Origin of the sequence: Paenibacillus andongensis, from assembly GCF_025369935.1 — a bacterium.
GTDB lineage: Bacteria > Bacillota > Bacilli > Paenibacillales > NBRC-103111 > Paenibacillus_E > Paenibacillus_E andongensis.
In genome coordinates this window covers 2,537,735-2,564,409 of record NZ_CP104467.1, presented here as the reverse complement: position 1 = coordinate 2,564,409, position 26,675 = coordinate 2,537,735, and the positions used below count along the sequence as shown (strand labels likewise).

17 protein-coding genes are annotated in these 26,675 nt (G+C 47.5%); 2 read left to right on the top strand and 15 right to left on the bottom strand.

Annotated elements, in window-relative coordinates; all coding sequences use genetic code 11:
* Positions 1-45: 45 nt before the first annotated feature.
* From NYR53_RS11455 to NYR53_RS11445, 3 genes are all read right to left on the bottom strand, one after another.
* Positions 46-1,689 carry a type 2 periplasmic-binding domain-containing protein gene (locus NYR53_RS11455; RefSeq protein ID WP_261305278.1) on the bottom strand — a complete coding sequence of 548 codons (1,644 nt, stop codon included), beginning with the start codon at positions 1,687-1,689 and terminating at the stop codon, positions 46-48.
* Between the two features lie 82 nt (positions 1,690-1,771).
* Positions 1,772-2,662, bottom strand: a complete 891-nt coding sequence (locus NYR53_RS11450) for a carbohydrate ABC transporter permease (RefSeq protein WP_261305277.1) — start codon at positions 2,660-2,662, stop codon at positions 1,772-1,774.
* A gap of 22 nt (positions 2,663-2,684) precedes the next feature.
* Entirely contained in the window at positions 2,685-3,647 is a 963-nt protein-coding gene (locus NYR53_RS11445) for an ABC transporter permease (RefSeq protein ID WP_261305276.1), read from the bottom strand.
* 288 nt (positions 3,648-3,935) lie between these two features.
* Here NYR53_RS11445 and NYR53_RS11440 point away from each other — a divergent pair, with 288 nt between their 5' ends.
* Positions 3,936-5,657, top strand: coding sequence for a cache domain-containing sensor histidine kinase (locus NYR53_RS11440; RefSeq protein WP_261305275.1), 1,722 nt, complete (start codon positions 3,936-3,938; stop codon positions 5,655-5,657).
* Complete coding sequence (locus NYR53_RS11435; RefSeq protein WP_261305274.1) at positions 5,650-7,257, top strand: helix-turn-helix domain-containing protein; 1,608 nt, start codon at positions 5,650-5,652, stop codon at positions 7,255-7,257. The genes NYR53_RS11440 and NYR53_RS11435 overlap by 8 nt, the downstream gene beginning before the upstream one ends.
* Positions 7,258-7,316: 59 nt before the next feature.
* Here the strand turns inward: NYR53_RS11435 and NYR53_RS11430 are convergent, their stop codons facing one another.
* From NYR53_RS11430 to NYR53_RS11375, 12 genes are all read right to left on the bottom strand, one after another.
* Positions 7,317-7,739: a hypothetical protein gene (locus NYR53_RS11430; RefSeq protein WP_261305273.1), complete on the bottom strand. Its 423-nt coding sequence runs from the start codon at positions 7,737-7,739 to the stop codon at positions 7,317-7,319.
* A gap of 12 nt (positions 7,740-7,751) precedes the next feature.
* Positions 7,752-10,094, bottom strand: coding sequence for an FAD-dependent oxidoreductase (locus tag NYR53_RS11425; protein ID WP_261305272.1), 2,343 nt, complete (start codon positions 10,092-10,094; stop codon positions 7,752-7,754).
* 170 nt (positions 10,095-10,264) lie between these two features.
* Complete coding sequence (locus NYR53_RS11420; protein WP_367618669.1) at positions 10,265-10,498, bottom strand: hypothetical protein; 234 nt, start codon at positions 10,496-10,498, stop codon at positions 10,265-10,267.
* Positions 10,499-10,774: 276 nt separating this feature from the next.
* On the bottom strand, positions 10,775-14,626 hold the full coding sequence (locus tag NYR53_RS11415; protein WP_261305271.1) for a carbohydrate-binding protein: 3,852 nt from the start codon (positions 14,624-14,626) through the stop codon (positions 10,775-10,777).
* A 20-nt stretch (positions 14,627-14,646) separates the two neighbouring features.
* Entirely contained in the window at positions 14,647-16,674 is a 2,028-nt protein-coding gene (locus NYR53_RS11410; RefSeq protein ID WP_261305270.1) for an alpha-L-arabinofuranosidase family protein, read from the bottom strand.
* A 24-nt stretch (positions 16,675-16,698) separates the two neighbouring features.
* On the bottom strand, positions 16,699-17,592 hold the full coding sequence (locus tag NYR53_RS11405) for a carbohydrate ABC transporter permease (RefSeq protein WP_261305269.1): 894 nt from the start codon (positions 17,590-17,592) through the stop codon (positions 16,699-16,701).
* Between the two features lie 14 nt (positions 17,593-17,606).
* Positions 17,607-18,563 (bottom strand): ABC transporter permease, encoded by a 957-nt coding sequence (locus NYR53_RS11400; protein WP_261305268.1) that lies wholly within the window; start codon positions 18,561-18,563, stop codon positions 17,607-17,609.
* A gap of 28 nt (positions 18,564-18,591) precedes the next feature.
* Complete coding sequence (locus NYR53_RS11395; RefSeq protein ID WP_261305267.1) at positions 18,592-20,181, bottom strand: extracellular solute-binding protein; 1,590 nt, start codon at positions 20,179-20,181, stop codon at positions 18,592-18,594.
* 116 nt (positions 20,182-20,297) lie between these two features.
* The gene (locus NYR53_RS11390; protein WP_261305266.1) at positions 20,298-21,902 is read right to left on the bottom strand and encodes a response regulator transcription factor; all 1,605 of its coding nucleotides are present in this window, start codon (positions 21,900-21,902) and stop codon (positions 20,298-20,300) included.
* A gap of 3 nt (positions 21,903-21,905) precedes the next feature.
* Positions 21,906-23,666 carry a cache domain-containing sensor histidine kinase gene (locus NYR53_RS11385; protein WP_261305265.1) on the bottom strand — a complete coding sequence of 587 codons (1,761 nt, stop codon included), beginning with the start codon at positions 23,664-23,666 and terminating at the stop codon, positions 21,906-21,908.
* Positions 23,667-23,751: 85 nt separating this feature from the next.
* Complete coding sequence (locus NYR53_RS11380; RefSeq protein WP_261305264.1) at positions 23,752-25,539, bottom strand: family 43 glycosylhydrolase; 1,788 nt, start codon at positions 25,537-25,539, stop codon at positions 23,752-23,754.
* A 135-nt stretch (positions 25,540-25,674) separates the two neighbouring features.
* Complete coding sequence (locus NYR53_RS11375) at positions 25,675-26,535, bottom strand: AraC family transcriptional regulator (protein WP_261305263.1); 861 nt, start codon at positions 26,533-26,535, stop codon at positions 25,675-25,677.
* Between the last annotated feature and the right edge of the window lie 140 nt (positions 26,536-26,675).

The window sequence follows — 26,675 nt, the reverse complement described above, 5'->3', positions numbered from 1 at the left end:
CGAACGTTGCATATGCCGTTGTACAATCCTATTAAATGCTAATCTTTATTTCTTTTGATTGGTTGGCCAAGCAAACTGAATGCCGAGCGCTTTTTTGGCTTTTAAAAACTGATTGTTCTGGTAATCATGCAGTTCCTGATAACCGAGATTTTTTTCCTGTTCGATCTCTTCGTTATAGAACTTTTCAACATCGGCTTCCGACTTGGCTAGGAACATTTTGGCTCTTGCCTTCACACGGCTTTCTTCAATCTTCGCATTAATTCCCGCTTCTTTCGTCCCGCCTAACGGAGTCGTCGATTCGAAGGGAAGCATATCGTACGTATATTGAGCAAAATAATCCGTCGCTTGTTTCTTCAAGGTGTTATCCAACGTCTTTGTTGTTGGCGTAGTCCTCTGAATCGGTACCCAGTTGATCAGCCAGTTCAGTGTGCCATTGCCATATTTCAGCTTGGCTTTGTTCGCATCTTCCCCATTCAGCTTATTGAACTCGTCCGTCAGCTTCACTTTGCCATTCTCATCGAAGTTCCAAGCTGCGCCTTTCGGACCATAGTTCACATTCAGACTCATCTCGTCCGTGGATAAATAATGGAATAATTTAATAATGCGATCCTGATATTTGGATTTGGAGCTAACCATGGACAGCGTCCAACCTGTTACATTGACAGGGTCAACGTATGGCTTGCTCCCCTTGCTGCCGACGACAGGCCCGACATGCACATACGTCGCTTTCGGATCCTTCTGATACAGGGCGCTCCAGTCAATAGTCTTGTTGGTGTAAGCGAATACCGCACCATTCGCAACCTTTTCCTGAACCTGATTCTTGTTCAGTGTCTGGCTGTCTTCCGGCATCAAGCCCTCACGATACAGAAGATTAAGGAACTTGTACGCTTCCAGCGATTCCGGCGTACGCTCGCGGTCAATGAGATTGCCTTGGGCATCCTCACGAGGCGCCCCGAAGAAGCTGGAAATAACCCAGCTGTCAAAATAAGCAGGCGTCAGTGCAAAACCATTATATTTAACGCCCGAATCCTTCACCTTGCGAAGCGCTGCGACCAAGCCATCTTTCGTTTTAAAATCGTCGGCCTTGATGCCAAGTTGCTCCATAATGTCTTGACGTGCATATAATCCTTGGTTGCTGGCGATATAGTCGCCGGGCTGGAACGTTTCCTTGGCCCAGAAATAGCTCGCGTACCCATAGAAGTGACCGTCCGGGTTGCGGAACCAATCCTGCATGGTTTTTGCTACCTTGAAGGATGGATCGTACTTCGCGATCAAGGTATCCATCGGTGCAACCAAGCCGGACTTCTCAAGTACTCCGCGCTGAGGGGACCCTTTATCGACAGTGATCACATCCGGAATGTCCCCCGCTGCGATAATAGCGCTTAGCTTATCCGAACTTCCTGAGGTGAAATCGATTGAAACGCCGGTCGCGTCTGTAATCATTTTATCCAGCAGATTGTTGACCGCATCCCAGTTCTTCTTGTAGTAATCCTGATCGACAAACCAGGTAATCTTGATCGGCGACTTGTCCTCTGTTGCTGCTTTCGGTGAAGCGGATGCTGTTTCCGACGATGTTGGAGCCGAAGACGACTTACCTTGGTTGTCACCTGCGGAAGAGCAGCCTGCTAATAACGAACCAATCACCATTAAGACAATTCCCGATTTGAGAAAACGCTTTCTGTTATGCACTTGTTTTCCTCCCCTTCATGTACGCCTATATAGTGTTAATGTACAGCAAAAGCAACCCGCTTGCATGCTTTTGCTGTACAGACTAACCTTTCACAGAACCAATTAAAACGCCTTTGACGAAAAACCTTTGGAGAAACGGATACACAATTAAGATTGGAGCGGTCGTTGCCATCATCATCGCAAGCTTCAAGGTTTCGGAACTGATCTGCTTTGCTTCTTCCGGCATATTCCCCGCTAGTTGTTCACCAAACTTCTGCGCGACCGATGCATCCGTCACGATTCGCTTTAGAAACAGCTGCACAGGCTCAAGATAGTCCTTGGTTGTAAAGAATAGCGCATCCGTATAGGCATTCCAGTGATACACACAGTTGAAAAGCGCAATCGCAGCCAAAACCGGCTTGGTCAGTGGAAGAACGAGCTGCAGGAAAATGCGGTATTCGCCAGCGCCATCGATTTTCGCGGATTCTACAATCGACTCCGGGATCGTCCGGAAAAATGACATGATAATAATCATATCCCACACGCTGAACATCGTCGGCACAATGTAAACAAGGAAATTGTTCAACAAGCCGAGCTGCTTGTAAAGCAAATAGGTGGGGATCAAACCGCCGTAGAAAAACATCGTAAACAGCATGATAATCAGATACACATTACGCCCCGCCAACGCTTTGCGCGACATGCCATAAGCAACCAGCGCAGTAAACGCGACGTGAAGAGTCGTGCCTATCAGCGAGCGAGACACCGTGATGAAATAGGCATGGTAAATCGTGTTATCGGCGAAAATCGACCTATAATTGGCGAGTGTAAACTCGCGTGGCCATAAGTAGACGCCTCCCCTCATATAATCGACTCCCTGATTCAATGAACCGACCAGCGCAAACCAGAAGGGGGCAAGCGTCAGGACGACGACGGCCAGCATGAGGAAGACGTTGAAAGCATCAAACCATTGATCTCCTCTTGAGCGGATTTTCATTAGTGGCTCCTCCTGAGTGAAGTTAGAACAGACTGTTGCCGGATATTTTACGCGTGACTTGATTGGCACCGATCAGCAGAATCAAGGCGACCAGTGATTTGGCAAGCCCCACGGCTGTCGAGTAGGAATACCGCATTTGCTGCAGTCCCACCTTGTAGACGTAAGTGTCAATCGTTTCACTGACATTCAGGTTCAGCGGATTCTGCATGACCAGCATCTGTTCAATACCAGTATTCAGAATCGAGCTGACAGCGAAAATAAGCATAATGACGATCGTCCCCATGATGCTGGGCACCGTAATGTACCACATACGCTGAAATCTGCCGGCTCCGTCGATTTTGGCCGCTTCGTACAGCTCCTGATCGACCCCGGCAATGGCCGCAATGTAGATGATAGCTCCCCAACCGATTCCCTTCAGCATCTCCGCCCCGACCATGATGAACCAGAACAACTCTGGCTTGCCCATGAAATTGAGTGGTTCATTGATGAAGTGCAGCTGCAGTAAGAGCATGTTGAGGACCCCATTCGAGGGCGACAGCACGGTCATAATTAAACCGCCAAAGATGACCCAAGAGACAAAGTGAGGCAAATAAGAAATCGTTTGCACAAAGCGTTTGAACTTCGCGGTCGTCAGTTCGTTCAGAAACAGCGCGAACACGATCGGCGCCGGGAATCCAAAAATGAGAACGAGGATATTCATCGCCAGCGTATTGCGCAGCACGTTCATAAAATTAGCATCGGTAAAAAATTCCCGAAAATGTGCCAAACCAACCCAAGGTGAACCCGACACACCTAAGAATAGATCATAATCCTTGAACGCAATTAAAATTCCATACATGGGAATGTAGGAAAATATCAGCAGGAACAGCACCCCTGGCCATACCATGCTTTGCAGGGCGAACTGGCTTTTCCATCTTGTATGTCTGCCAGTAGCCGCTTTGCCTGCTGCACGAAAAGGACGATCTGTCGTTACGGCTCTTTCCACTTCTTTCCCCCTATCTCGTTATTCATTGAATGCCCACCCGCATGAATAACGTTCAATTATTTTATCCGTATTCGATCTACTGAGATTTGCCTCTTTCAAACGACTTCGGAAGTATAAATCTACTATACGTTTTGTAAGCGCTTATAAAAATATCTTCATTTTTGTTTTAATACCTTCATTTTGGATAGACAAGTAGCGAGGAAGGTTTCTTGCACAGGTTGTCGAATAGGGTTAAAAACAACTCCTCTCAAGAAAGTAGGTCTGCCATTGCGCCGCTATCTGAACACCATGAGCCTCAAAAGTAAGGTGACACTTGCCTTTGTACTGCTGATTCTGCTGCCATTCATCGTTCTGGGCTTGTATACCTACGACCAAACGCAACGCTACATGAGAGATCAGTTGATTGCGAATTCGCAAATGACCTTGAAGCAAGTGAAATCTACAATTGAGAACAAAATTGAACTCATTGAAAGCGTTAGCAACAGCATCACGTACAATTACCGCTTGCAGCAATTTTTGGATGCCCCCTACTCGCAAGCCAATAATTCCTTAGATGACTATTTCAGCTATGCCGTACCGCTCATTAATTACGCTATGCTGTTCCAAAAAATCAATACAGAGAAAATATCGGTGTATATGAGCAACGAAACGATTCCGGAAGGATTCGGGGCCTTTTACCATGAAACGAAAGCTTTACAGGAACCTTGGTACGATGCCTTCAAGCACTCCGAGAAAAAGTCTGCTTGGGTAATGCGGAGTAGCCAGGAACTTGGGGAAACGTTTGGGTATATGCAGAAAATGATCTCACTCGGGGACAATGATCTCGGGTTCACCCTTGTTGATGTGCGGCCAAGCGATCTGCTTGATCCTATCGCACGAATAGCAGAAAGCAACCAGTATATTGTGCTCATGAACGATCAAGGACGCATTCTGTTCCCTAAAGGCCAGGTTGCATCTGATCGCGCTCCATCCGTTGAACCTCCCCTACCTGGAAGCTATCTCATTCAAGGAAACCAGCTAGTGATCTCTGAATCGCTAAAGGGACTGGGCTTATCCATGCTGATGACGATTACACTGCCAAGATCGTTCAGCTCCCTCCAGGTGGTAACGAATCTTGCTTTCCTCACGGCGATGGTGTTGCTGTTGTTCGCCTTTTACTCCGTGCTGAAATTCACTTTAAGGAAAATGAAAACAAGCATCCAGCAGATGGCACACGCCATCGAATCTGGCTTTGAACCCATACCGAATGATCGACAGGATGAATTCGGGGTGATCACAGAGAAATTTAACCTACTGTTAAATAAGATTACCCTGCTGATGAAAGAAAGGATCCGCCAAGAAACCATGCATAAGGATGCCCAGTTCATCGCGCTCCAGTCTCAGATCAACCCGCATTTCATCTATAACACGCTCGATATGTTCAGCGCCAAGATGGAGCTTGCCGGTCAATTTGACGTCTCGGATGCTATGGCCGATTTTGGGAAAATGATGCGGTACAACATGGACAATCAGTTCCGTTTTACAACACTGGAAGCGGAAATCCGCTACCTGGAGCAGTATATGAACTTGCAGAAGATCAAGTATGGCGACAGTATCGAATTAAGCATTCGGGTGCCCGACATGCTCCTTCCTTTTCAAATCATTCGCTTCATTCTGCAACCCATCGTCGAGAACAGCATCAAGCACGGTTTCCCGCAGCAAGAAACCCTGCGCATCGAGCTTGACATCTCGCTACAGCCGGACAGCACCATTCGGCTGTCGATCCACGACAACGGCCCTGGCATTGCACCGGAGCGGCTGCATGAGCTAAATGCACGGTTCCGTACATCTGCCTATACCCCAAGCAGCAGCCCCCTTAGGGAAAGCATTGGTCTTGGCAATATTAACGAAAGATTGAAGCTGTATTACGGAGAGGACTACCCCCTTCTGCTCGAAAGTACTCCAGGCCAATATGCCGAAACGATTTTAACGATTCCTTACGATGCAAGAGAGGAGGACAGCCATGTATAGTGTATTAATCATTGATGACGAGGAATTGATCGGTGATGGGGTCAAAGCTAAACTGGAGCGTGCCGGTTTATCGGCTGTGGGAAAAATTCATGTTGCCTACGGCGGTCTGCAAGGGCTTCAGGCTGCCAAGGAGCTCAAGCCGCATATTATTATCACCGATATGCGTATGCCGGAAGTGGACGGCATTGAGCTGATTCGTCAGCTCACCCAGCAGCTGCCGCTAACGAAATTTATTATGCTGAGCGGGCATGACGACTATAGCTATGTCCGAGAGGCTTTTAAATACGGTGTGCTTGATTATCTGCTTAAGCCCGCCAGCTCCGCAGAGCTGGCGGGCCAAGTTCAGGCGGCAATCGCTGCAATCGAAGCGGACAATCGTCAAGCCCTCGTGTTGGAACGAAACCAGCAGGATGAGCAAACTTTGCTCACAGCAAGACTGAATGTCCTACTGAACGCTGCCGCTGAGAGAGCGGATCGCCTCCCGCAGCCCGCTTCTCTCATGACTACTGCACATGACCTTCCAGACCCGCTGGAGTCATGGCATATGCTCGATAGTTTCTTTGTCCATCCTTCCTTTGCCGTTGGTTTATTCAGCATGGGTGCAGCGGCCTTCAGCACCAGAGATCTGGCACACGCCGATGCCTGCTTAAATCAGTCAATTCGCCTAACCGAATGCACAACCCAGTTGCAAATACTTGCTTTTCACGATACGCAGGGGAAGGTTTATGCTGTTTTCAACTTGGCTGAAACGCTCCCTTTGGACGCATTTGACGCCCTGCTTCGTGAGACGGTTGCACAGCTGAGCCTGGATAGCTCGGATAAGCCCGTCGTTTCCGTCAGTAAGATCGGAGGATTAAAGGATTTGCCGCAGCTATACAGGCAAGCACAGCTTGCCATGTCTTACCGGATTTTACGGGAGCCTGACACGGTGCTGTATCTGAATGAGCCTCCAAAACGACAGGAAGAGTGGCTTCCCGCCCGCAAAGATATTGATGAGCTCCGGCAATCTGTTGAAACACTTCAATTGGAGCGTATCCATCTTTGGATCGACCGTTGGCTGCCCGATAGTCTGGTTGAGCGAATATCTCTAGAGCAGTTGGAGGCCGTCTTCGATCTCTTAATGACGGAAATTCATCGGCATTTCAATGGCCGCCTCATCTTTGAAGAAAACAAGCAGGCTCAGGCATTCGCCAGCTTCCATACCCTGCATGACCTTCGTCAGTATTTAAAAGGTTATGTCTATACGGCCAAGCAGCTTGTATCCGAAAGCACGAGTTTGGAGGGAGCCGTCATTGGAGATGCGATGTCATACGTTCGGCAGCATTTCTATCGAGAAATTCAACTTGCAGAAGTGGCAAATCGGGTATCCATGAACTACTCTTATTTCAGCAAGCTGTTTAAAGAACGGATTGGGTTGACATTTACTGCTTATCTAACCAAGATACGCATGGAGGAAGCGCAAAAACTCTTGAAGGACCCCGCATTGCGCATCCATGAAATTTCGGAAAAGGTCGGTTACAGCAACCCTTATCATTTTTCGCGGGCTTTTAAAAACCACTGTGGCATTTCTCCCAAGGAGTTTCGCAATACCATGCAATGAAAGCAAGCCCCGGTATCGATATCGACCGGGGCTTGCTTCGTTATTATTCCCTTTATGATTCACTCATATAGATCTTCAGCGCCTGAGACAAACTCGATATCATAGGTCGGATCGTACGGGATCTCTCGATTGCTGTCTAAACCCTGCGTCAGATCATGCAGCAATTGCCCGAGTCGCTCGATCCGGCGGTCTGCCTCGGTACCTGTCTTAACGAAAAAGACATGATCATTGCGTTCGCCCCATTTGTGCGGGCAATGGAAGTCAATGCCGACTTCGGGCTGCAGACCACTCACATATCGCATAATCGCTGGTGTAGCTGCATAAATGGGTTGATCGATGTAATCCCGGTTATGGTCGTGTGGTGCCCTTCCTTTACCTTGATCACCATTTTCGACCCCGTCTATGTCAACGAAAGGTACGAAATGTATGCAAAATTGATCGAGAATCCTGGATACTGAATGTTCCTCTATGAATAGCTCCAACAAACCCTCCAACTAGGAATAACAACGAATCTCATAGATCGCAGCCGACGGGTCGCCGTTGGTTGCTTCTATGACGATGCGCAACTTATCGGTATGAACTGGCTGCTCTAGCGAGTGGCGGCAATGACGCTGGTAATTCCCCTTTATCTCAAGAAGCTGCTTCCAGGCGCCGCCAACAAAGGCTTCGATCCGATAATCCTTCGGACATTGCGGGTCGCGATAAAACGGCGCATACCCACGGTATTCCCATAGAAGGCTGCCAGGGAACGTAATCTCAATCTGTTTGATCGATTGATGCTCTTCCCAGTTTAGCTCCAGCCATTGCGAAAGCGGCTCGCGCGGATCTGACCGCCACAGGTTCGTAAACCGATAGGGTCTAGTCACCCCGTTAATGACATGCTCAGGACGGTAGGCATACTGCGGAGGCTCCAATCGGAAGCTGCGGGTCGGCCCATTCCAATCCCGGCGCATCTTCCCTTCACCCATTTCATACGCACACGTTTGCCCTGGCACGATGCCGTCAGAACAATGCCAAACGATGTGGGGATTCGCAAGCAAGTCCAAACGAACATAGCTGCCAGACTTCAGGCCAGTGGTCTCGTCCAGATGGACATCCCAATCTATCCATTGATACTTGCCCGGCATAATGAGCAGCTCCGTTGCGGCAATGGCTGGACTCGCTTCAGTATGATAATCCCAAATATGACCGACAGGGATGATTTTCGCTTCCACGATTTGAGGGGTGTCGCTCCAATTGCTCAAACAAACCGAAACTCGGTTCAAAACTCCTTCCGAAATCGCCATCCATTGCCCTTTCCGTTGACGGAGAAAATCATCCTGAGGACCCCGTTCACCAGACGCTTTCAGATCCGCCCTCACTTCGGTGCCATAGAACGCCGCTTGGCTGCTCGCCGTCACTTGCGCGCTGCGTGCAAGATCCAGCTCGTCCTCGTTCGTCGTATTCAACAGAAAGCAGCCCTCGCGAAGCAGTGTTTGCTTTACATCCTTAATGGCCAGACTCGGCACATCGGCAAGTACCAGCCCTTTCCGCAGTGCAATGGCAGCAGCCGTTCCAACCGCCTGCCCAACAAGCGCGGTCGTCCCCATGACGCGCACGGTTCCAAGTGCTGCATGTGTCACCGAAATGTTCCGGCCAGCCATCATCAAGTTATCGACATCCTTGGCGATCGTTGACCTGAGTGGAATACCATAAGGGCCACAGTAGCTTTTGACCATATACTCGGACGTTTCATCGTATCCTTCTGAGCTAGCATGCTCGCTCGTGGGCGCAAGCAGTCCACCCGGTGTGTGCAGATCCAGGAACCAGCCTCCGTAAGCAATTTCGTCTTCAAATATGGTGTTGTTCAAAGGATCATGCTCGGTCATTACATACTGCCCCATAATTCTGCGGCTTTCTCGTTTGCCTGGCACCTGACCTATCCAATCAATCGCGTGATTGGCGGCCAGCTCTTTCGTGAGTGAATCCTTATTCTTGATCCAATCCCAAATACCTAAGACATACCGCGTTAGCTCATGGCGAATATCTTCACTTTCATAAATCGTATGCCATGGCACACCAATCTCGATCCACCAATAACCGCCGCGCATATCGTTTGGATTCCGGCCCTGTTTATAAAAAAAGTCAGGATTATCTAGCTTCGCAGCCCAATCAGGAGCGGTGAACGGAGCTGGGTAGCCAAGATCTTTTGTTTTAAAGAGTAACGAACTCCCCATCACATCTCCGCTGGCTTTTAGTGGCGCATGCGGCTCGCCAAACTCCTCGCGTCCCTCTGAGCCCATCCGCCATTCACACCCTGCACGGTCAGCAACGATGCCGTCGCCTGTGCAATCAACGAATACATCACCCACTAATTCGAGCTCCATCTCAGCGTTAGCTACGTAACCCACGACCGACGCGATCTTTCGCTCATTGGCCATCCGAACATCCAGAATGGTCGTATTCAAATAGAAGGTCAAATTCTCAGTTCTCTGCGCCATATCATACATCGTCATATCCCAAACGCTGTTCGTCCAGCCGTTCTCGAAAATCGGCTCATGATTTCGTGCGCGTTCCTCGATCAATAACTCAGAGATGATCCCGGTTTCCTTGGCGTAAACATGAAAAGCAGCTGCACCATGCGGCGTCACTCTGACCTCGGAGGAGCTATTCCCTCCGAAGACGGGGCGATCCTGTACTAAACATGTTTTCGCCCCTTGTCTAGCCGAAGCAACAGCCGCACAGAAACCCGCCAGACCGCCCCCGCAAACGACAACGTCGTACTTCTCCGTCTTTTGCCCATTCTTTCTCGCTGAATGATTCCCCTCTGTACTCGTATCCTTGAAGTCATTAGCCATTTCTCTTAGTCTCCCTTTATGCAGCCGCACCTACCTATCTATAGATGACAGCGTTTTCTTTTCCTCCTCTACACTTTATCGTGCGTGCAACCATAATAAAATGTCTCCATTTTTGATTTGATGCCTTCATTTTGGTACTGGGAAAGAACCATTGACCCCTTCTCGATGATTTAACGCTTCCTGTACCAAGGAAGTCTGCCGAGTGGCACATCAATTTGCAGGTTCGTTGGTCCCTCCACGATACTACCGTCATCCCCTATCCAAGTACCGAATGGGAACATCACAATTCGGGTCCTCATGCCCTTCACTACAACGGGTGCAACTAGTAGAGTGCTTTCCAGCATGAATTGATCGACGACGGTCTCCATACATGCTTCGGGAAATTCATAAGCCATGTGACGCAGAATCGGCTCTCCGGTGATGGCTGATTGCTACTTCGGTAAAGTATTTCGTGAGTGTATATCTTTAATACCGAAGGATTATCGAATGAAGAGGCTGGAATTCCCTTATCATGCCATTTATTATGGGTAAAGAACATTCTCGAAAACAGCGGAAGCCCAGGAGTTAACTTTAATCCTCAGCTACCGCTGTTTCTATTTATATCCTTAGACGATTCGAATTTCCTAAGCAGCGAGAAAAATCACCCTCTTCTAGCCAGACAGCCAGAAAGAGGGTGATTTTTATTCCGCGGGATTCGGCATCACTTTGAAGTTATCGATAAAGCTTTCATTGTTGAAACTTCTAACCCCTATGTTGCCATGTGTGAAAGCCGTCTCGCTCCGATCTGTGTAATCAATAAGGGGTTTTTCCATGTCCCCTACATAAACTCTTATCCTCGTGCCACTCGCAACTACCTTCATATGCTGCCAATTCCCAACCGTGCCGGTTAGCGCCGCTGCGGTCAAGTGCTGGAAGCTATAATTAAATTTGCCCAGATGCACACCGTCTGCGGCCAGGTATGCGATGTAACCCTGAAGGAAATCGTTTCTGTTCTGTCCCAATTCCGATCCATCAGCAGGATTGTTTACTCGGAAAATAATTCCAGCGTTACCTTCTCCTTGAGTATTTGAGCTTAATTTGATATCCGTCTCCACGCTATAGTCCGACCATCTGCTGTCGCCAATGACCGATTTCGGATACCCTTTCAGTTGGGATTTATATGAGCCTTGTTTGGGAACGATCGGGTCATTGTGGAAACGGAAGCTGTAAAAGTCAAATTCACCAGTTACAATTTCCACCTTGATGGTGTGATTGCCTGCGGGAAGGGCAACCCCTTCTTTCGTTACTGTCATCCACTCTTGGAAATTGCCGGTATTCGGAACATGGATGATTCCTGTAAGGTCGGTCGTATCATCCAGCCAAAATCTAACTTGGCCGCTATCCATGGCCGTAGCCACTCTCAAATCCAGCTTGTATGAACCGGCTTCGGTGACATTCACCTTATATTTCAACCATTCGCCGGTCTGGTTCCAACCCGTCGTGTACCCTTCCGGCAGCATCCGGATATCGATGTCATCGGTACGGTATAGACCACGAATGTTATCCGGCGTGTTATCATGGTATGCGACCCCTTCTCCTCCATTCATGTAATCCACGGCATGAACGGTTCCTGGAAGTGTCTTGAATTCATTTATCGTATTGAACGAGAGGCTTGCCAGATCATACTCGCCCTGAACGATTTCAAGCTTGATTGTATGGTCGCCTTCCGGCAGCGTTAAGTCTCCTAGCTTGACATTTCTCCAGTTATTAAATCCTCCGGTATTGGGGATATCCACGACACCGGTCAAATCGGTCGTATCATCCAGCCATAAACGGATTTTCCCGCCGTTAAGCGCCGTTGCGATCCGGACACTAACGTCATAAACAGCGGACTTGGCAACACCAACGTTATACTTCAACCACTCGCCCGTCTGGTTCCAACCGACGTTCCAGCCGCCTTTCGGATTGACGCGAATGTCAACCGTGTCGCTGCGATATTGACCGCCGATATTCGTAGGCGTATTGTCGTGGTAGCCAACACCCTCACCACCCGTGTTATAATGAACGGCTTCAACAATACCGGGAACAGATTTGGGAACGTCGAAGGATACGAATTTCAGCCTCGCGAAATCATACTCGCCTTTAACCGTTTCGAAGGTTATCGTATGCTGCCCTTCCGGCAGAATGAAGCTTGGTGAAAGCGTTGTCTGCCAAGTGTTCCAGCCCCCGGTACTCGGTATATTGATCGCACCGGTCAGGTCCGTATGATCGTCCAGCCATATACGAGCTTGATTATCTTTGAACGTGGTTGCTGCGGTTACTTCGACCCTGTACATTCCGGAGCTTTTCACATCAATGTTGTATTTGAGCCATTCGCCGGCTTGGTTCCATCCGACATTTAGCCCATTGAAATTGCTGTTCGTTCGGATATCGACGGAATCGCCTCGATAGGCACCTCCGATGTTATCGGAAGTGTTGTCATGGTAGCCTACCCCTTCACCGCCCGTATTGTAGAAAGGCGCTTCTATGATGCCCGGGACCGGCTTGGGAAGATCAAACGGAGGTGCATCCCCGGTATCTACCCGCCAGCCCTGTTCGAATTTCTTCCAGTCACGATCGTCGCCGTCATTGAAATCATCGGAAATGGGTGTCGTTGCAACAGAATGGCTGAACTTCATAGATGCAAAATCGAACGTTCCCCCGACGGCTATCACTTTGAGCTTTTGCATTCCTTGCGGAAGCTGAATATCCCGGATCACAAGATTGTCCCACTGATCCACGCCGCCAGTCGAAGGGAGTCGTACCGACTCCGTCAATTCAGTCGAGTCATCGAGTTCAAGCTTCACTCGCGCATCGGCTCCGGCGGCATATCTGATCACAACATTATAAGTTCCCGCTTCAGATACATTTACATCATATTGCAAATTGCCCTTATTGAAAGATGCAACATAATGACCTCCATATGTAGCTTCGGAGACACTGATATGATCGGAATCGGACTTGCCATTGCCTTTCGGATTGAAATGGACGGCCTGGATCTCACCGGGAATCGGCTTGTAAGCGGTATTAGCGCTGTTACCACCCACTTTGTTGCTAAACGCGACATATCCGAAGTCTGCATGCGTATCCGTTGTCGTGTAACCGATCTTGCCCTTGCCAAGACGTTCGACAGATCGGGTTTGCTTCAGCATGCCGTCAACATAGATGCAATAGACGGAGCCTTCCTTCTCCACACGAATCTGATGCCATTTCGTATAATCATAGCCATCTGGAAGTGGGGTCGTTATTCGGTCTATATCCTTCCCATCTACGCGGAACATAGTCTCCAAACGATTTTGTTTGCCGTTAAGTACGGCAACACCGTAATTTTTATCATTTTTGTAGGAGAATACTGCACCCATCAGCGGATTCGCGCTGTCCCCCTGCTCTACTTGCTTCAAGTTGAACTCTGCTGTGTAGTTATCATCCGTTGTTTTCTGGGATAAAAGCATATGAGATTGTTCCGGTTCCCCCATAGCATCTTGATACAATGTGCTGCCGTCCCGGATTCCCCAATTGCCTCCGCCTACAACCTTCCAATCATCGCCCAATCCATTCCTTTGGAACCTGTCACTGAACTCAGGCATTGCCGGGTCGGGTTGTTCGGATGTTGTAGGACCCAGAACGAGCATTTTGTCACCATTCCAAACGATCCGGTCCAGGTTCAGATTTCGCCCAGGGTTCGCATGACTATGGTATACGATATAATCGGAATCCAAATCGGGACCTCGAACGATGGAGTTATGCCCAAGACCTACATGATCTCCTTCCGCGTCGAGAAGAATAGGGTTCTGGGATGCGGCCGGCTCAAAGCCTGTAACCGGGTTTAAGCTGCTCGCATAATCCACCCTGTAGGCATTGCTCCATACGTGATTTCCGGTATACGTCATATAGTATTTACCATTGCGTTTGATGACCGTCGGACCTTCGGTCCAACCCTTCATTACGGCTCCGGTATTCGATTTCTCACCAAACGTATACGGATCGGACATCGGACGTACGTCGATATTGCCGTTACCCGTGCTGTAGAAGTACCATCGTCCGTCATCGTCAATGAATACGTCTCCATCAATACCATCTACCTTGTTGCCTGTTTGGGCCGTGAAAGGACCTGTTGGACTAGAGCTCTTCAGAACGCGATGACCGCGCTGTGTGGTGCCGGGATCATCCCGAAGCAGAGCCGTATACATGTAAAAATCACCGTTCCAGTAAACAACTTCTGGGGCATAGGCTCCTTTCGTAACCGGTTCCGTAGCGCACAGTCCGCGATATTCCCAATGCACCAGATCTTCCGATGACCACACCTTCACACCTGGCTTATCATCCACCGTACTGGTGTATAGATAATAGACTCCGTTAAATTTCAAAATGAACGGGTCGCCTTCCCCATAAAAATTCCCATTATCCCAACGCCATGAGTCGGGTACGGTTTGCGGATTGCTGTAAGCGAATCCTGAGGCCGGAAAAGACAAGATGAAAATAAGAGCAAGAAGTCCCGTCAACCATTTATTCATTTATTATCAGCTCCTATCAATTAGAATTCACGAACACAGCGAGTGATTTCCAATACGTAGACGGAAGACGCCTTCAGTTGGCAGGTCACTTGACTTTTCAAAAAGGGCAACTCATGGGCTTCGCAGACCACGTTATCCGGATTTTGCGCACTATTTATGCATGCATAATCGTCCGCAGTTAATTCCAACAGATGGGCTGTGCCCGACTCTGCAAATCCGTCCAGCTGCACTTCCGTCATGGTATCTTCGAGACTTCGATTCACCATAAAAACCGTCAACTTATCTCCACGAACATTCATACAAGCCACGACGTCCAAATTCGGCAGGTTATCAAGCTGTGGCGTAGCAGACACAAGGCTATTGACCTTAAAGCTGCCGCATTCAGTATGACTCTGAACAACATAGCCCAAGTCTCGGTTTGCATAAATTTTCATAACATAATAAGTTGGAGTGCCATAAACGGATAAGGAATTCTCGCTTCTTCCTGAGGATTTCCCGCGAAACTGATCCGCATAGAAATCCCCTACTCGGATGCATCCGCCAAGCCAACCATTGACTAAGTCGGAAAAGCTGCCGATCTCGATCAAATCGCTATTTCGGATAAATTCATTCAAATTCGCTGCATTCGCAGCTGCTGCTTCAAGGGTGTGTTCATTGGGCAGACCTTTACGGATGGTATTCGGATAATACATGGTGTTGTATTCCGTTACCGCCAATTTCAGGTGGGCATACCGGTCTGATAATCCGAACAATTCCCTCAATTGCCGTACAGTTTCCCTCGTCCATTCCGGATAAGAGACCATTGCCTTGTAACGTTCTTCGCTTGGTGTATGATTATTCATCCCAAAACGGTTGCATCCGTGATACAAATGCAAGGTTAAATAATCGATGTGCTCAGCTGCCCGTTCCAGTAATGTCTTGTTCCAATCCATTTTGTCATCCCCGCATGCCAACAACGTAATTCCGGGATCGACAGCCTTCATGGATTGGGCAAATCGCATGTAGCGTTCTGCGAATTGCTCAGCGCTGCAATGGCCGACCTGCCATGCCCCCCATACCTCATTGCCGATCTCCCAATATTTCACACCATACGGCTCGGCATGCCCATTCTCGGCTCGCAATTTTCCCATCGGCGTAGTCACATCGCCATTGCAATATTCCACCCACTCGGCCGCTTCTTCCGGTGTGCCTGAACCATCGTTTACACAGATGAGAGACTCGACTTTCAACTCCCGGCAAAACGCAATAAACTCATCCGTACCGAAATACTTATTCGTCCAGCCCCCCCATGCTTCATTAATGACACAAGGGCGCTCATATACAGGACCGATCGCCTGCTGCCAATGATAGGCACTGATATAATTCCCAGCAAGCCGCATCATGCCGGCGTTTAATTCTCTGGTCATATCCATAACTTCCTTGCGAACATTGCCGCTACTATCAGAAGGGAGCAGCGAAATATGATCGATCCAAAGCATCCCCGTGGATACATGATCCAGCCAGCGTTCATGATCCGAAGGTACATATAACCTGAACTCAGCCAGCTCACAATCCCTTTGTACCTTCAGAAGTACTTCATAATGCTTCCAATTATGACTATCGATATCGATTCGCGCTCGTCCCAGCACCTCACCACTCGTTACATCCACAATCTCCGCTGCAACAAACTTGATTTCAATGGAAGCTCTTGCATACAGCGCCAACTTAAAGCCTTGCAGATCTTGTTTCACTGCAATCGGTTGGCTTATACCTGCATATGCCTCGTCGTCGCTATAGATTCGAATCCGCTGACTGTGACCGGAATGATGCGCAGCAGCAGGCTCAAGGGTATACATGGTGCTTTTCCCATTCGTGTAAGGGCGCCAACTTCCAGAAAGCCCTCTATACGTCACGTCATTACTTTCAAAATCCATATCCGCAAGAGGATAAGCCAACATGGCATCCATATGATCACGGATATCTTCCACGAAATGTCCGAATAGATAAGGATTAATTCTGTCTTTACCGACTTGATTCGTATTTACCTGGATCTTAGCTCTTGCTTGCATGAACACAACGCTTCCTTCCATCCGTTATCCTTTTAATGAACCAATCATAACGCCCTTCACAAAATGCTTTTGTACAAAAGGATACATCAGCAGTACCGGCAAGCTGGAAATAATAATCACCACATATTTGATACTCTCTGCCAGCAGCACTTTGTCTACCAGATCCGCACTACTATCAAATGAATCCGCTTGACTAATCAACAGCATTTCACGCATCACTAGCTGAAGAGGGAACAAATCCTTGCTGCGGATATAGATCAAGGCATTGAAGAACGAATTCCAATGACCTACTGCGTAAAACAGGACCATAACCGCCAAGATCGGCTTGGAAAGCGGCAATATGACATGTGTCAATAGCTTCCAGTTCGAACAGCCATCGATATGAGCCGCCTCCTGGATCTCCCAAGGGATGCTAGTTTGAAAATAGGTTCTCATCACAATCAAATTATAGGTAGCGATTGCGCCCGGGAAGACAAGCGCCCACATCGTATCCACCATTCCTAATTGTTTCACGATGAGATACGATGGAATAATACCGCCGCTGAAAAACATCGTAAGCGTTATAAAAAACATAATACCTCCCCGCCCAGGCAAGTCCGGTCTTGATAGCGGGTAGGCTGCTAATGTCGTCATTAGAAGATTGATCGACGTTCCTACAATTGTGTACAAAATGGTATTGCCATAGCTATGCCATATTTGATCGTTCTGAAATACATTCTTGTATGCCTCTAAAGTAATATGTTTAGGCAGCAAAATCACTTCGCCATTCAGCAGCAGAGCAGGATCGCTGAAGGATGCACTTACAATAAAAATTAACGGGTACAGCACGACTACCACTATAAGGGCCGCCAATATGTTGACTACGATATCGAATATTTTTTCATCCGATTTCTTTCGGTTGAGCGTTTGCTCCCTCATCACATTGCCCCTCCTCACCATAAGCTTGTCTCGGCCTTTTTACGGGCAAAACGATTGACGAGCATAAGAAGCGTCAGGTTAACCATCGAATTAAACAAGCCTATTGCGGCCGTATAGCTGTACTCTCCTTGAAGAATACCTTTGGTATAGACAAAGGTAGATATGACATCGCTCGCTTCCAAGTTCAGATTGTTTTGCATTAACAATATTTTTTCAAAGCCGACATTCATAAGTTGGCCGATATCGAGAATAAGCAAGATGACGATAACAGGAAGGATGCCTGGAACGGATACATGCCAAATACGCCGCAATCGACTTGCTCCATCCATTTTGGCCGATTCATACAGTTGCGGGTTCACTCCGGCAAGTGCCGCAATATAAATGATCGATTGCCATCCCATATTTTGCCAAATATTGGAACTGATAAAGATTGGCTTAAACCAGCCCGCTGATTCCATAAATCGCACTGGCGACACGCCGAATGCTTGAATGATCGTATTCACAGGACCTCCTCTCGAAGATAAAAACAGCATCAACATGCCCACCATGACGACAACTGAAATAAAATGAGGGATATACGTAATGTTTTGCACAATTTTGCTGAAACCTTTGTTGCGGATTTCATTAACAAGTAAGGCCAGAACTAACGGAACAGGAAAAGCAAAAAATAAGGAAAACAAATTAATCGAAATGGTGTTCCAGAGCAGCCTCCAGAAATAGTAGGATTCTACAAAGCGTTCGAAATGATCCAAGCCTACCCATTTGCTGCCAAGAATACCCTTGATTGGACTGAAGTTTTTAAACGCGATTTGCAAACCATACATAGGCCCGTAATGGAATACAAGGTACCATACGATAGGAACAAGTAGCATCAAGTAGAGATCGTACCGACTAACGATCGATTTAAGGAGGCTGGAGCGCCTCGATTTGAATCGAGACGCAACGACCACCGTATTTGCCGTACTCTTCATCTGTAGCCCTCCAGCCGTCATGCAGTGCTTATTTTTGCTTTTTGAGGTTATCGTAAGTAGCTTGGTACAGTTGCTGCAGCTCATCAATTTTCAATTTCTTCAAAGTAGCCTGGAATTCGCCCCACTTATCGAAGCTAAGCGCGCCAACAATAAACTTAGTGCTCTGCTCCTCGTAGTATTTATCAATATCGTTCCGCAGTACATTGATTTTTTGAGCCGTTTGTTCATCGAACATAGGTGGTGCGTACTTAACCTTCGGCATGAACGGATCCAGTTTCTTTTGAGCTTCTTGAACCTGCAGTGGATTGATGTACGACGCTACCTTCTCGCTGATCAGATGCGGCGCTCCGCCTCCGGCATATGGGGTGATTTTGGATTGATTGCCAGTCGCCAAGAAGGCATCCGTATAATAAGGAATCCCATCCCGCAATTCATAATTCTCGCCTTTACGACCAAATCGCAGTAAGGTGGATCCGTCGTCGCTGAAGAAATAATCGATCCAACGCATCGTCGCTTCCGGATTCTTGTTAACCGGGGTGATGGCGAAAGCTCCAAAGTCTCTCGGTACTGGAGCTGCATTACTCTGCATTCTGTCACCATGCGGTCCCTTGAACGGGGCTATGCCTATATATTGATTTGCAACTTTAGTATCGAGCATCGGATTGTTCGTTTGATCAAAGAAGAAGCCGGTATTTCCTGACCCTTGCTTGGCCAGATATTGAGCTTCCTTCTGTGTAAACAGCTCCTGATCGAGCAGTTTTTCCGAATACAACTTGTTCAAAAACATTAATAACTCTTTATTCCGATCGTTACCCATCCATATATTAACCTTGTCATTCTCTAAGTTAATGTTATAACCAAACTGAAGATCCAATCCAAAGGATCCGGCCATTTGCGGAATGATAGATAATTTGTCGTTCCGTGCAGTCATCGGAATCTCGTCTTGTTTGCCGTTGCCGTTAGGATCTTTATCCCGGAAAGCCTTCAACACCTCGTACAGTTCATCCGTAGTCTCAGGTTCCTTCAGGTTCAGTTTCTTCAGCCATGCTTGATTCATCCATCTTTTATCGGTTCTGGCGGCGTTGACGGTCACGATACCCGGAATGGCATAAATATGGCCTTCGGGTGTTGTAATGGCGGAACGAATCTCTGAATACGTTTCCATTAACTTCTTAAGGTTTGGAGCGTAAGAATCAATCAGCTTCTCGAGCGGGATTAATTGACCGCCTGAACCGTATTTAATTGCCTCTAACTGTGTAAGGCCAGAGCGGTATAAAGCATCAGGGAGCTCATTCGATGCAAACAACAGATTCTTTTTCTCAGCAAAACCATCCGTTGGCGCTTCGATAAATTCTACCTGAATATTGCTCATTTTTTCATAATCCTGGAACACCGGCATATCCTTAAAGGGCCCATTGCTTGGCGCAATTCTGGTGAACATCTTTAATTTAAGCGGCTCTTTGACAATAGGAAATCCAGCTGAAGACACACTTTTTGCGTCATCTGCTTTGGGTGTTCCCTCTTTCTCTTTACTAGCTGTATCTGAGCTGCAGGCAGCTAGTGTCATACTGGAAACAACTAAAGTAGAAAGCAGTACCGTCCCCCAATTTCTTTTCATTCTTTCTTTCCTCCGATCGCGTTGTTTTCACCCTGTTAAGAAAGCGTTTTCTAAGGGGTAATCTCATTATAAATAAAGACATTTCCCCGCTGATTCAACTTATATGACATTCCATTCTACTTTTTTGACTGTTTCAGGTTATCGATATACGCTTGAGGCGTCATCCCTGTTATACTTTTAAACACTTTAAAAAAGTACGTGTAACTCAAAAAGCCGACCTCATGGCTAATCTGTTTCAACGCATAAGTGTCGGATTCCATGAGCATGCAGCTTTTTTTAATGCGAACTCGATTTAAATACTCCGTGAACGTCATTTGCGTTTCCTCTTTGAACAACCTGCTTAAGTAAGAAGGATTTAGATTCAGGGCACTGGCTGTGCTGTCCAATGAAATGTTGGCGGCATAGTTGTCCGTAATAAATTGAACGGCTTTGGCAATATGACGCGAATAGGGGCCTCCTGACTGCTGTTTCTTAATGATCTCAACAATACGCTCGTAGTACGCTAACAGCCACTGCTCAAGCTCGGAAACGCTTCTCATTCGCCCAAGTTCATTTCGCGAGGGGATGAGCTGGTTATCTTCGATGGTTATATGCGAAAATTGCCGCTTCAAAGATATTTCAACAAGATGAAGCATTTCGCTTACAATAACTTGTACCGTTATCGCGTAGATAGGTTGGTTCCTTACAGCGGAAAAAATGGTTGAAATTGTATGGTTGATTCTTTCCCCGTCTATCTGCTCTAGGTAAAGGAGCAATTGCTTCTGCTCCTCAATAAACAGCGAATCCCTCAGAATGGATGTGTTCGAGCCTTGATAATAAATGTCGCTCATATCCTGATCAACCTTGCGATAACTGGCGCCAAGCTGTTTTAAACTTCCGCATAACGCCCCCACGGTATAGACACATTTTAAGTTAAGGAATTTCTCAAGGGAATGGGAAAGGGCGCTCATGGCTTGATTGATTTGGGTTGTAAACGCATGCTCGCTTCGATCCTCCGAAGAAAACAGGACAATAAATCGCCCCTCCCCCACATAACCTACCGTCCGTTTCTGAACGTCGCCAATCGCCATCTGCATCACGTCTGTTGCTTGCTGCACGAACCGATTTTTTTGTACGTCGGTAAACAACTCAGTCAACAGCAGAAAAGGCACAATTTGTACACCAGCGGTTACAAAATTGACGCAATGCGTATAGAGATCATTGTCCCGTGCAAATGTCTGCAGCGCTTCACCTGCTTCTTGCACATCTCTGGCCAAATTCGCCACATGCTCGCGAAGAATAACCGGGCTAAGGCTTTCAATTATTTTGGTTTGAGCACTGCGAGCTTCATGCTCCCGTTCTTCACTCTTCAGATCCAGGACCGCTTTATCCAGAAGCGCCAAAAGTGCTCCCGCGTTCAAGCGATGTTTGAGCAAATAATCCATAGCCCCATTCATGAGACAAGTTCGAACATAATCGTAATCGTCAAAGCTGCTGAGCATGATCATTTTAACCTTCGGAAATCTGTCTTTGATGATACGGCTCAATTCGACCCCATTCATATTCGGCATGCTCACATCCAAAATTGCAATATGCGGAGTATGCTGCTCCATCATGGAGAGGGCTATAGCACCGTTCTGTGCTTCACCGTATATGGTGAACCCATGCTTTTCCCAGTCCAACATACTCTTGACATCGTTGCGTGCCAACGCCTCATCGTCAACCAGTAAGACCTCAAACATTCTTCATTCCTCCTGTCCAATTCGATCCAACCATGGAAATCTGATCTGCACGGTGGTATACGCATCAGGCTCACTATCGAGAAACACGCCGTAAGGCTCCCCGAACAGTCGAACGATGCGCTCATGCACGTTACGGACTCCCATGCCGCTGAAGCGTGTATTTTTATTTACTTCAAACAGCGCATCGATCTGTTCCTTCGACATGCCCTTGCCATTATCTCGAACTTCGATTCTCAGTTCCTTGCTTTCCTCATAAATGCGAATCAGCACCAAGCCCTCCTGCTGCGAGGAGGATAGCCCGTGTATGATGGCATTTTCCACAAGAGGCTGCAGCATCAGCTTCAACACGCTGAGCTGTAAAAGCTCTTCATTTTCGACTTCTATCTTCAAATGGATAGGTTCCACATATTTGTACTTTTCAATCGTTACGTAACTGCGGACATACTGCAGCTCTTCTTGCAGTGAGAGAAATTCATTCGTATTTCCGAGTACACCGCGCATGAGCTCGATCAAGGATTTGGATACCTCAACAATATTCGGCACCCCGTTTAGCTTGGCCAAATATTTAACCGTATTCAGTGTGTTATATAGAAAATGAGGGCGGATTTGAGCCTGTAAAACAGCCAGCTCCGCTTCACGTTTTTCCTTCTCGGTCGTCACGATGCCCTCAAGTAAACGCTTTAATTCCTCTACCATGCTTTTGAAAACATGATAAAGCTGACCAATTTCATCCTTGGAATGAATTTCGACAGGCGGCAGCGTCATATTGCCTTCCATGACATGCATCATCATCGATCTCAGCCTTCGAATATTTCTTGTCATTCTAGAGGAAACCTGTAAAGTACCGATGACGATAATGATGAACACTATAATAGCTACTGTGGCTAATACATTGCGGATCCGCGCCGTTTCCGTCAGGAGCGATTTCATAGGAACAAGTGCAAGCGTGGACCACCCTGTATAATCCGATTTCTGCATGACGACTAGATACGAAGTTTGGTTAATGATCCTTTCAACCGAACCGTCCGTACCGCCGAGCTCCTGATTAAGCCGAATAATCGTTTCCTTATCAAGAACGCTTGTGTCCGGTTGATAAATGAATTCCTTCTTCCTGTCTACGACATATAACATGCTGTCCGATGTAGGTTTGACATCATAAATTTTCTTAATGATCTCGTCATTCAGGTCGAACATCACCATACCGATTAAATTCCGGTTATAGCGGAGTTCACGCCCGGTAACAATGGAGTTGCTGGAGCCGGTTTGATGAAAATAGGCATGGCCCGATCCATTTTGAAGCAAATTGTCCATCATCGGAGTAAATAACACATTCTTGTCGAGCCAAGGGGAGCCGACGAAAAACACCTTCTCGTTCAAGCCAATGACGGCAACGCGTGAAATGTACGGCTTGTAGGCAATCAATGCGGATAAAAACTCCTCGATCCGTTTTTGCTCCTGAAACCACTCGTAACTTGGTTCCTCGGTCTTGCTAAGCAACGTATCAAGCACGGTTTTATTCGTGGCGACCACCGTATTTAATCGGCTAACTTCCTCCAGTCGGAGATTTAAAGACTCATCCGCCTGCCGGATGCTTTCCGTAACGGAAGTAATCGCATTGTTCTTAACCGTTTCTCTCATGTACAAATAAACAATACTCGTCACGGCCACGATGCCAAGCAGCGTAACCAGACTGAAAGCAACGAAGATTTTCCCCTGGATGCTTACCGTGGGTGAAATCAACTTTTTCAAGGAGGAAAACTTCATGGACTGGGGCTCCTTTCCATTTGCGCTTGGATTAGAAAAAAACATGAACCCAGCCCGGAGCCCGAGCTTGATTCATGCTTATATATTACTCACAACAAGGCGCTATGCATAGCCCTTGTTCATCTTCTTCGGCCCGAAGCAGAACGATTCCCGGACGGGTTCGAAACGGAGCCGTTCGATCGTTTCCAAAAAAGGTGGACAAGAGTCTGCCGTCACGATCGATGAACATCGTTCCGTGGCCTCCATGGGGCACCGCCAACCGTCTTGGGGTATATGGGCCGTAAACGTTCTCAGAGGTGGCATACATCAAATCATAAGTGCCGTCCACCCGCTTGTCGCCACTCCATTCCGCCGCACCAAGAATATACTTCCCTTTGTACTTCACGATAAAAGCCCCCTCATATCCTACGCGCTGTCCGTCTGAGCACAGCAGCTTGCGGGGATCTTCCGCGAAGCCTGTCATATCCTTTTTCATCCGGGCTATTTTCCCGTCCTGCCATACAAAATACACCTCGCCGTCCTCATCTAGGAACAGACTGGAATCGATATCCGTATTCGTCATGCGTCCCATATCGATATAGGGGCCTTCCGCGTGTCCGGATACGCTTTTAATCATCCCGGTGCCTCCGCCTTGAAGAGAATAAGTGATCCAGAACGTTCCGTACAAATAGATCATCTCCGGCGCCCAAAGACACGGATTCTTATACATGTTGTTCTCCCATGTACCGTTCTCGGATAAATCCCATACTTTCGCCACATGGTGCCATTCCTTCAAATCTTTAGAGCGCCACAGGTGAAGCTGGTTATTCCGGTCCCAGAAATTGCGATGCGGCTCATCAGAAGTCCCCGTCATATAATACGTCCCATCCGGGCCTGTGCTAATATGAGGATCCCGAATCGGAAAGTCCGCTACGGGCTTGAGACTTCCCACGGCGCCTTTCTCAAGTATCACTTCCTTCGTCGGTCTAATAAATCCAGGGCCTTCTAACGTCATCGCCACAACGGAGGGGTAATGCTCGACCGGCGAATAGCTGCCACAGCCCGTAAAAGATGCGTAGAGCCGATCCTCCGGTCCGTCAAATAAAGTCATTTGCCCCCCATGGGGCAGTGCCAAATACCGCCGGCTGTACGGACCATAGATCGATTGGCTCACCGCTACAAAAGTATCTACAGCATCGCTTCCCATCCTCTCAAGCGCATCTGCACAGAACATATAGTAGTACCCATCCCGCTTGTATAAAAAAGCCCCGTAATCTCCTACCTGCAGATTCCGTATGTACGATGGATGATCCTCCCGCCCCGCAACCCTCCAAGGCTGCACTTCAACCATCCGGGGAATTTCCGCAAGTCCGGTCATGTCCTCATTCATCCGAGCAATCTTGCCATTGCTATAAACCCAATATACAGCTCCGTCCTCATCCTCAAATAAGGAGGCATCCTGCCCGTCAGCCGTCATCTTTCCCATATCCTCGTATGGCCCCATCACAGAGGCGGACAAGCTTTTGAGCAAGCCAGTGCCGCCTTGCGTTAACCCATATGTAACCCAGAACGTTCCTTTCACATAGCGGATTTCCGGCGCACTTATGCCAGTTGGGCTCGTGCTCTCCTTTTGCCACGTTCCGTCTTGCTCCAAGCTCCACACTGCGGCTGGCCCCGTCCATGACTTTAAATCTGCGGATGTCCATACCTGCACGCTTGAGCCATCTGTCGTTCCGGTCAAATAGTACCTATGATCCGGCCCGGTGCATATACTGGCATCTCTTAAGGAGACATCTATAATTGGTTCTATGAATACTGCCGATTCAGAATAGCCTGTACAGGCGGACCATTCCGTTTCAGGATGCGGAGGCTGCATGATAAAATCACTCTTCATTTTTTGTTCCTTTCATATACGAATTGAGAAAGCGCGTTCACGAGTCGGTTGTGTTTTTATGATAAGTATATCGTGCTTTATACAAACTCTTAATAGAGAAAGCGGTTCGTCAGGTGAGGAAAAGGGACATTTCTATTACCGCTTGCTGCCTGGAGAATAGCCATAATAATTGCTATAAGCTCGTGAGAACGAATATAGGCTTGGATAGCCGACCGTATAAGCGACCTCTGTTATATTCCTATCTCCTAATGAGATCAACGCTGCCGCCTTTTCCATTTTTAGCCGGTACAAATAGCGGTTAGGGGATACGCCTATCATTTTCTTGAATATATCCGAGAAGTAAGATCTGTGTACCCCCGCCACCTCAGCGACCTCCTTGATGCTGATTCCTTCCATATAATGCAATTGCATAAAATCTAGTGAACGCTTCAGCCATGGTATGTCATCTACAATACCTTTGGCATCGTTAATCGCCTTTTCCTCTTTCATAAGCACAGCAAAGACAGCATATAGCTTTTCCTGCAGATCTAATGAGAAGCCGATATCCTGAACGCTATCCGGTTGATCCGAGATAAAATGAAGTAATGCATATAGTTTAGTCCAAACTTCCTTGCTGCATCTTGCACGCAGAATGGGAGTGGTCTGAGTTAGTCCTAGCGATTGCAGCAGAGGAGCAGCCTGGGGACCTTGAAAGGCAATCCAAATAAGTTTTAAGGTCTTTTCCGGTTCGTAGATGCGGTATGAATACGATTCATCCGGGAAGAAGCAGCAAATGTCGCCAGGTTTGAGAATCGCATCCCGGTCTTCATATTGAAGCAGTAATTGACCTTCAACCACGAAATGAAGGCTGTAACATTCGATTCTTTTAGGCCCGACCTGATAGTTAGGTTTGGCAACGTTATGCCCAAGGCGGAGACACCACAAACCACTCATTTTAATAAACTCACTCGGGTTCAAATAAAGTTGTTGTGCATATTCGTGGGCAAATTCCTGCATGGTGTTTTTTCACCTCAAAACTTGGTTATAACTCAAAGCTCTTCCACTCCATCTTATTCCTTTTATTCGATCAACTCAAGATAGTTAAACCTAACAAAATGTTAAACGAAACCAAAGTTCTGATATTTCCAATCTACGCT

Coding starts and splice junctions, on each gene's coding strand:
- NYR53_RS11450 (WP_261305277.1), bottom strand. CDS start 2,662: ATGAAAATCCGCTCAAGAGGAGATCAATGGTTTGATGCTTTCAACGTC.
- NYR53_RS11400 (WP_261305268.1), bottom strand. CDS start 18,563: ATGAAGAGTACGGCAAATACGGTGGTCGTTGCGTCTCGATTCAAATCG.
- NYR53_RS11440 (WP_261305275.1), top strand. CDS start 3,936: ATGAGCCTCAAAAGTAAGGTGACACTTGCCTTTGTACTGCTGATTCTG.
- NYR53_RS11415 (WP_261305271.1), bottom strand. CDS start 14,626: ATGAATAAATGGTTGACGGGACTTCTTGCTCTTATTTTCATCTTGTCT.
- NYR53_RS11405 (WP_261305269.1), bottom strand. CDS start 17,592: ATGAGGGAGCAAACGCTCAACCGAAAGAAATCGGATGAAAAAATATTC.
- NYR53_RS11395 (WP_261305267.1), bottom strand. CDS start 20,181: ATGAAAAGAAATTGGGGGACGGTACTGCTTTCTACTTTAGTTGTTTCC.
- NYR53_RS11425 (WP_261305272.1), bottom strand. CDS start 10,094: ATGGCTAATGACTTCAAGGATACGAGTACAGAGGGGAATCATTCAGCG.
- NYR53_RS11375 (WP_261305263.1), bottom strand. CDS start 26,535: ATGCAGGAATTTGCCCACGAATATGCACAACAACTTTATTTGAACCCG.
- NYR53_RS11380 (WP_261305264.1), bottom strand. CDS start 25,539: ATGAAGAGTGATTTTATCATGCAGCCTCCGCATCCTGAAACGGAATGG.
- NYR53_RS11385 (WP_261305265.1), bottom strand. CDS start 23,666: ATGAAGTTTTCCTCCTTGAAAAAGTTGATTTCACCCACGGTAAGCATC.
- NYR53_RS11390 (WP_261305266.1), bottom strand. CDS start 21,902: ATGTTTGAGGTCTTACTGGTTGACGATGAGGCGTTGGCACGCAACGAT.
- NYR53_RS11435 (WP_261305274.1), top strand. CDS start 5,650: ATGTATAGTGTATTAATCATTGATGACGAGGAATTGATCGGTGATGGG.
- NYR53_RS11410 (WP_261305270.1), bottom strand. CDS start 16,674: ATGCAAGCAAGAGCTAAGATCCAGGTAAATACGAATCAAGTCGGTAAA.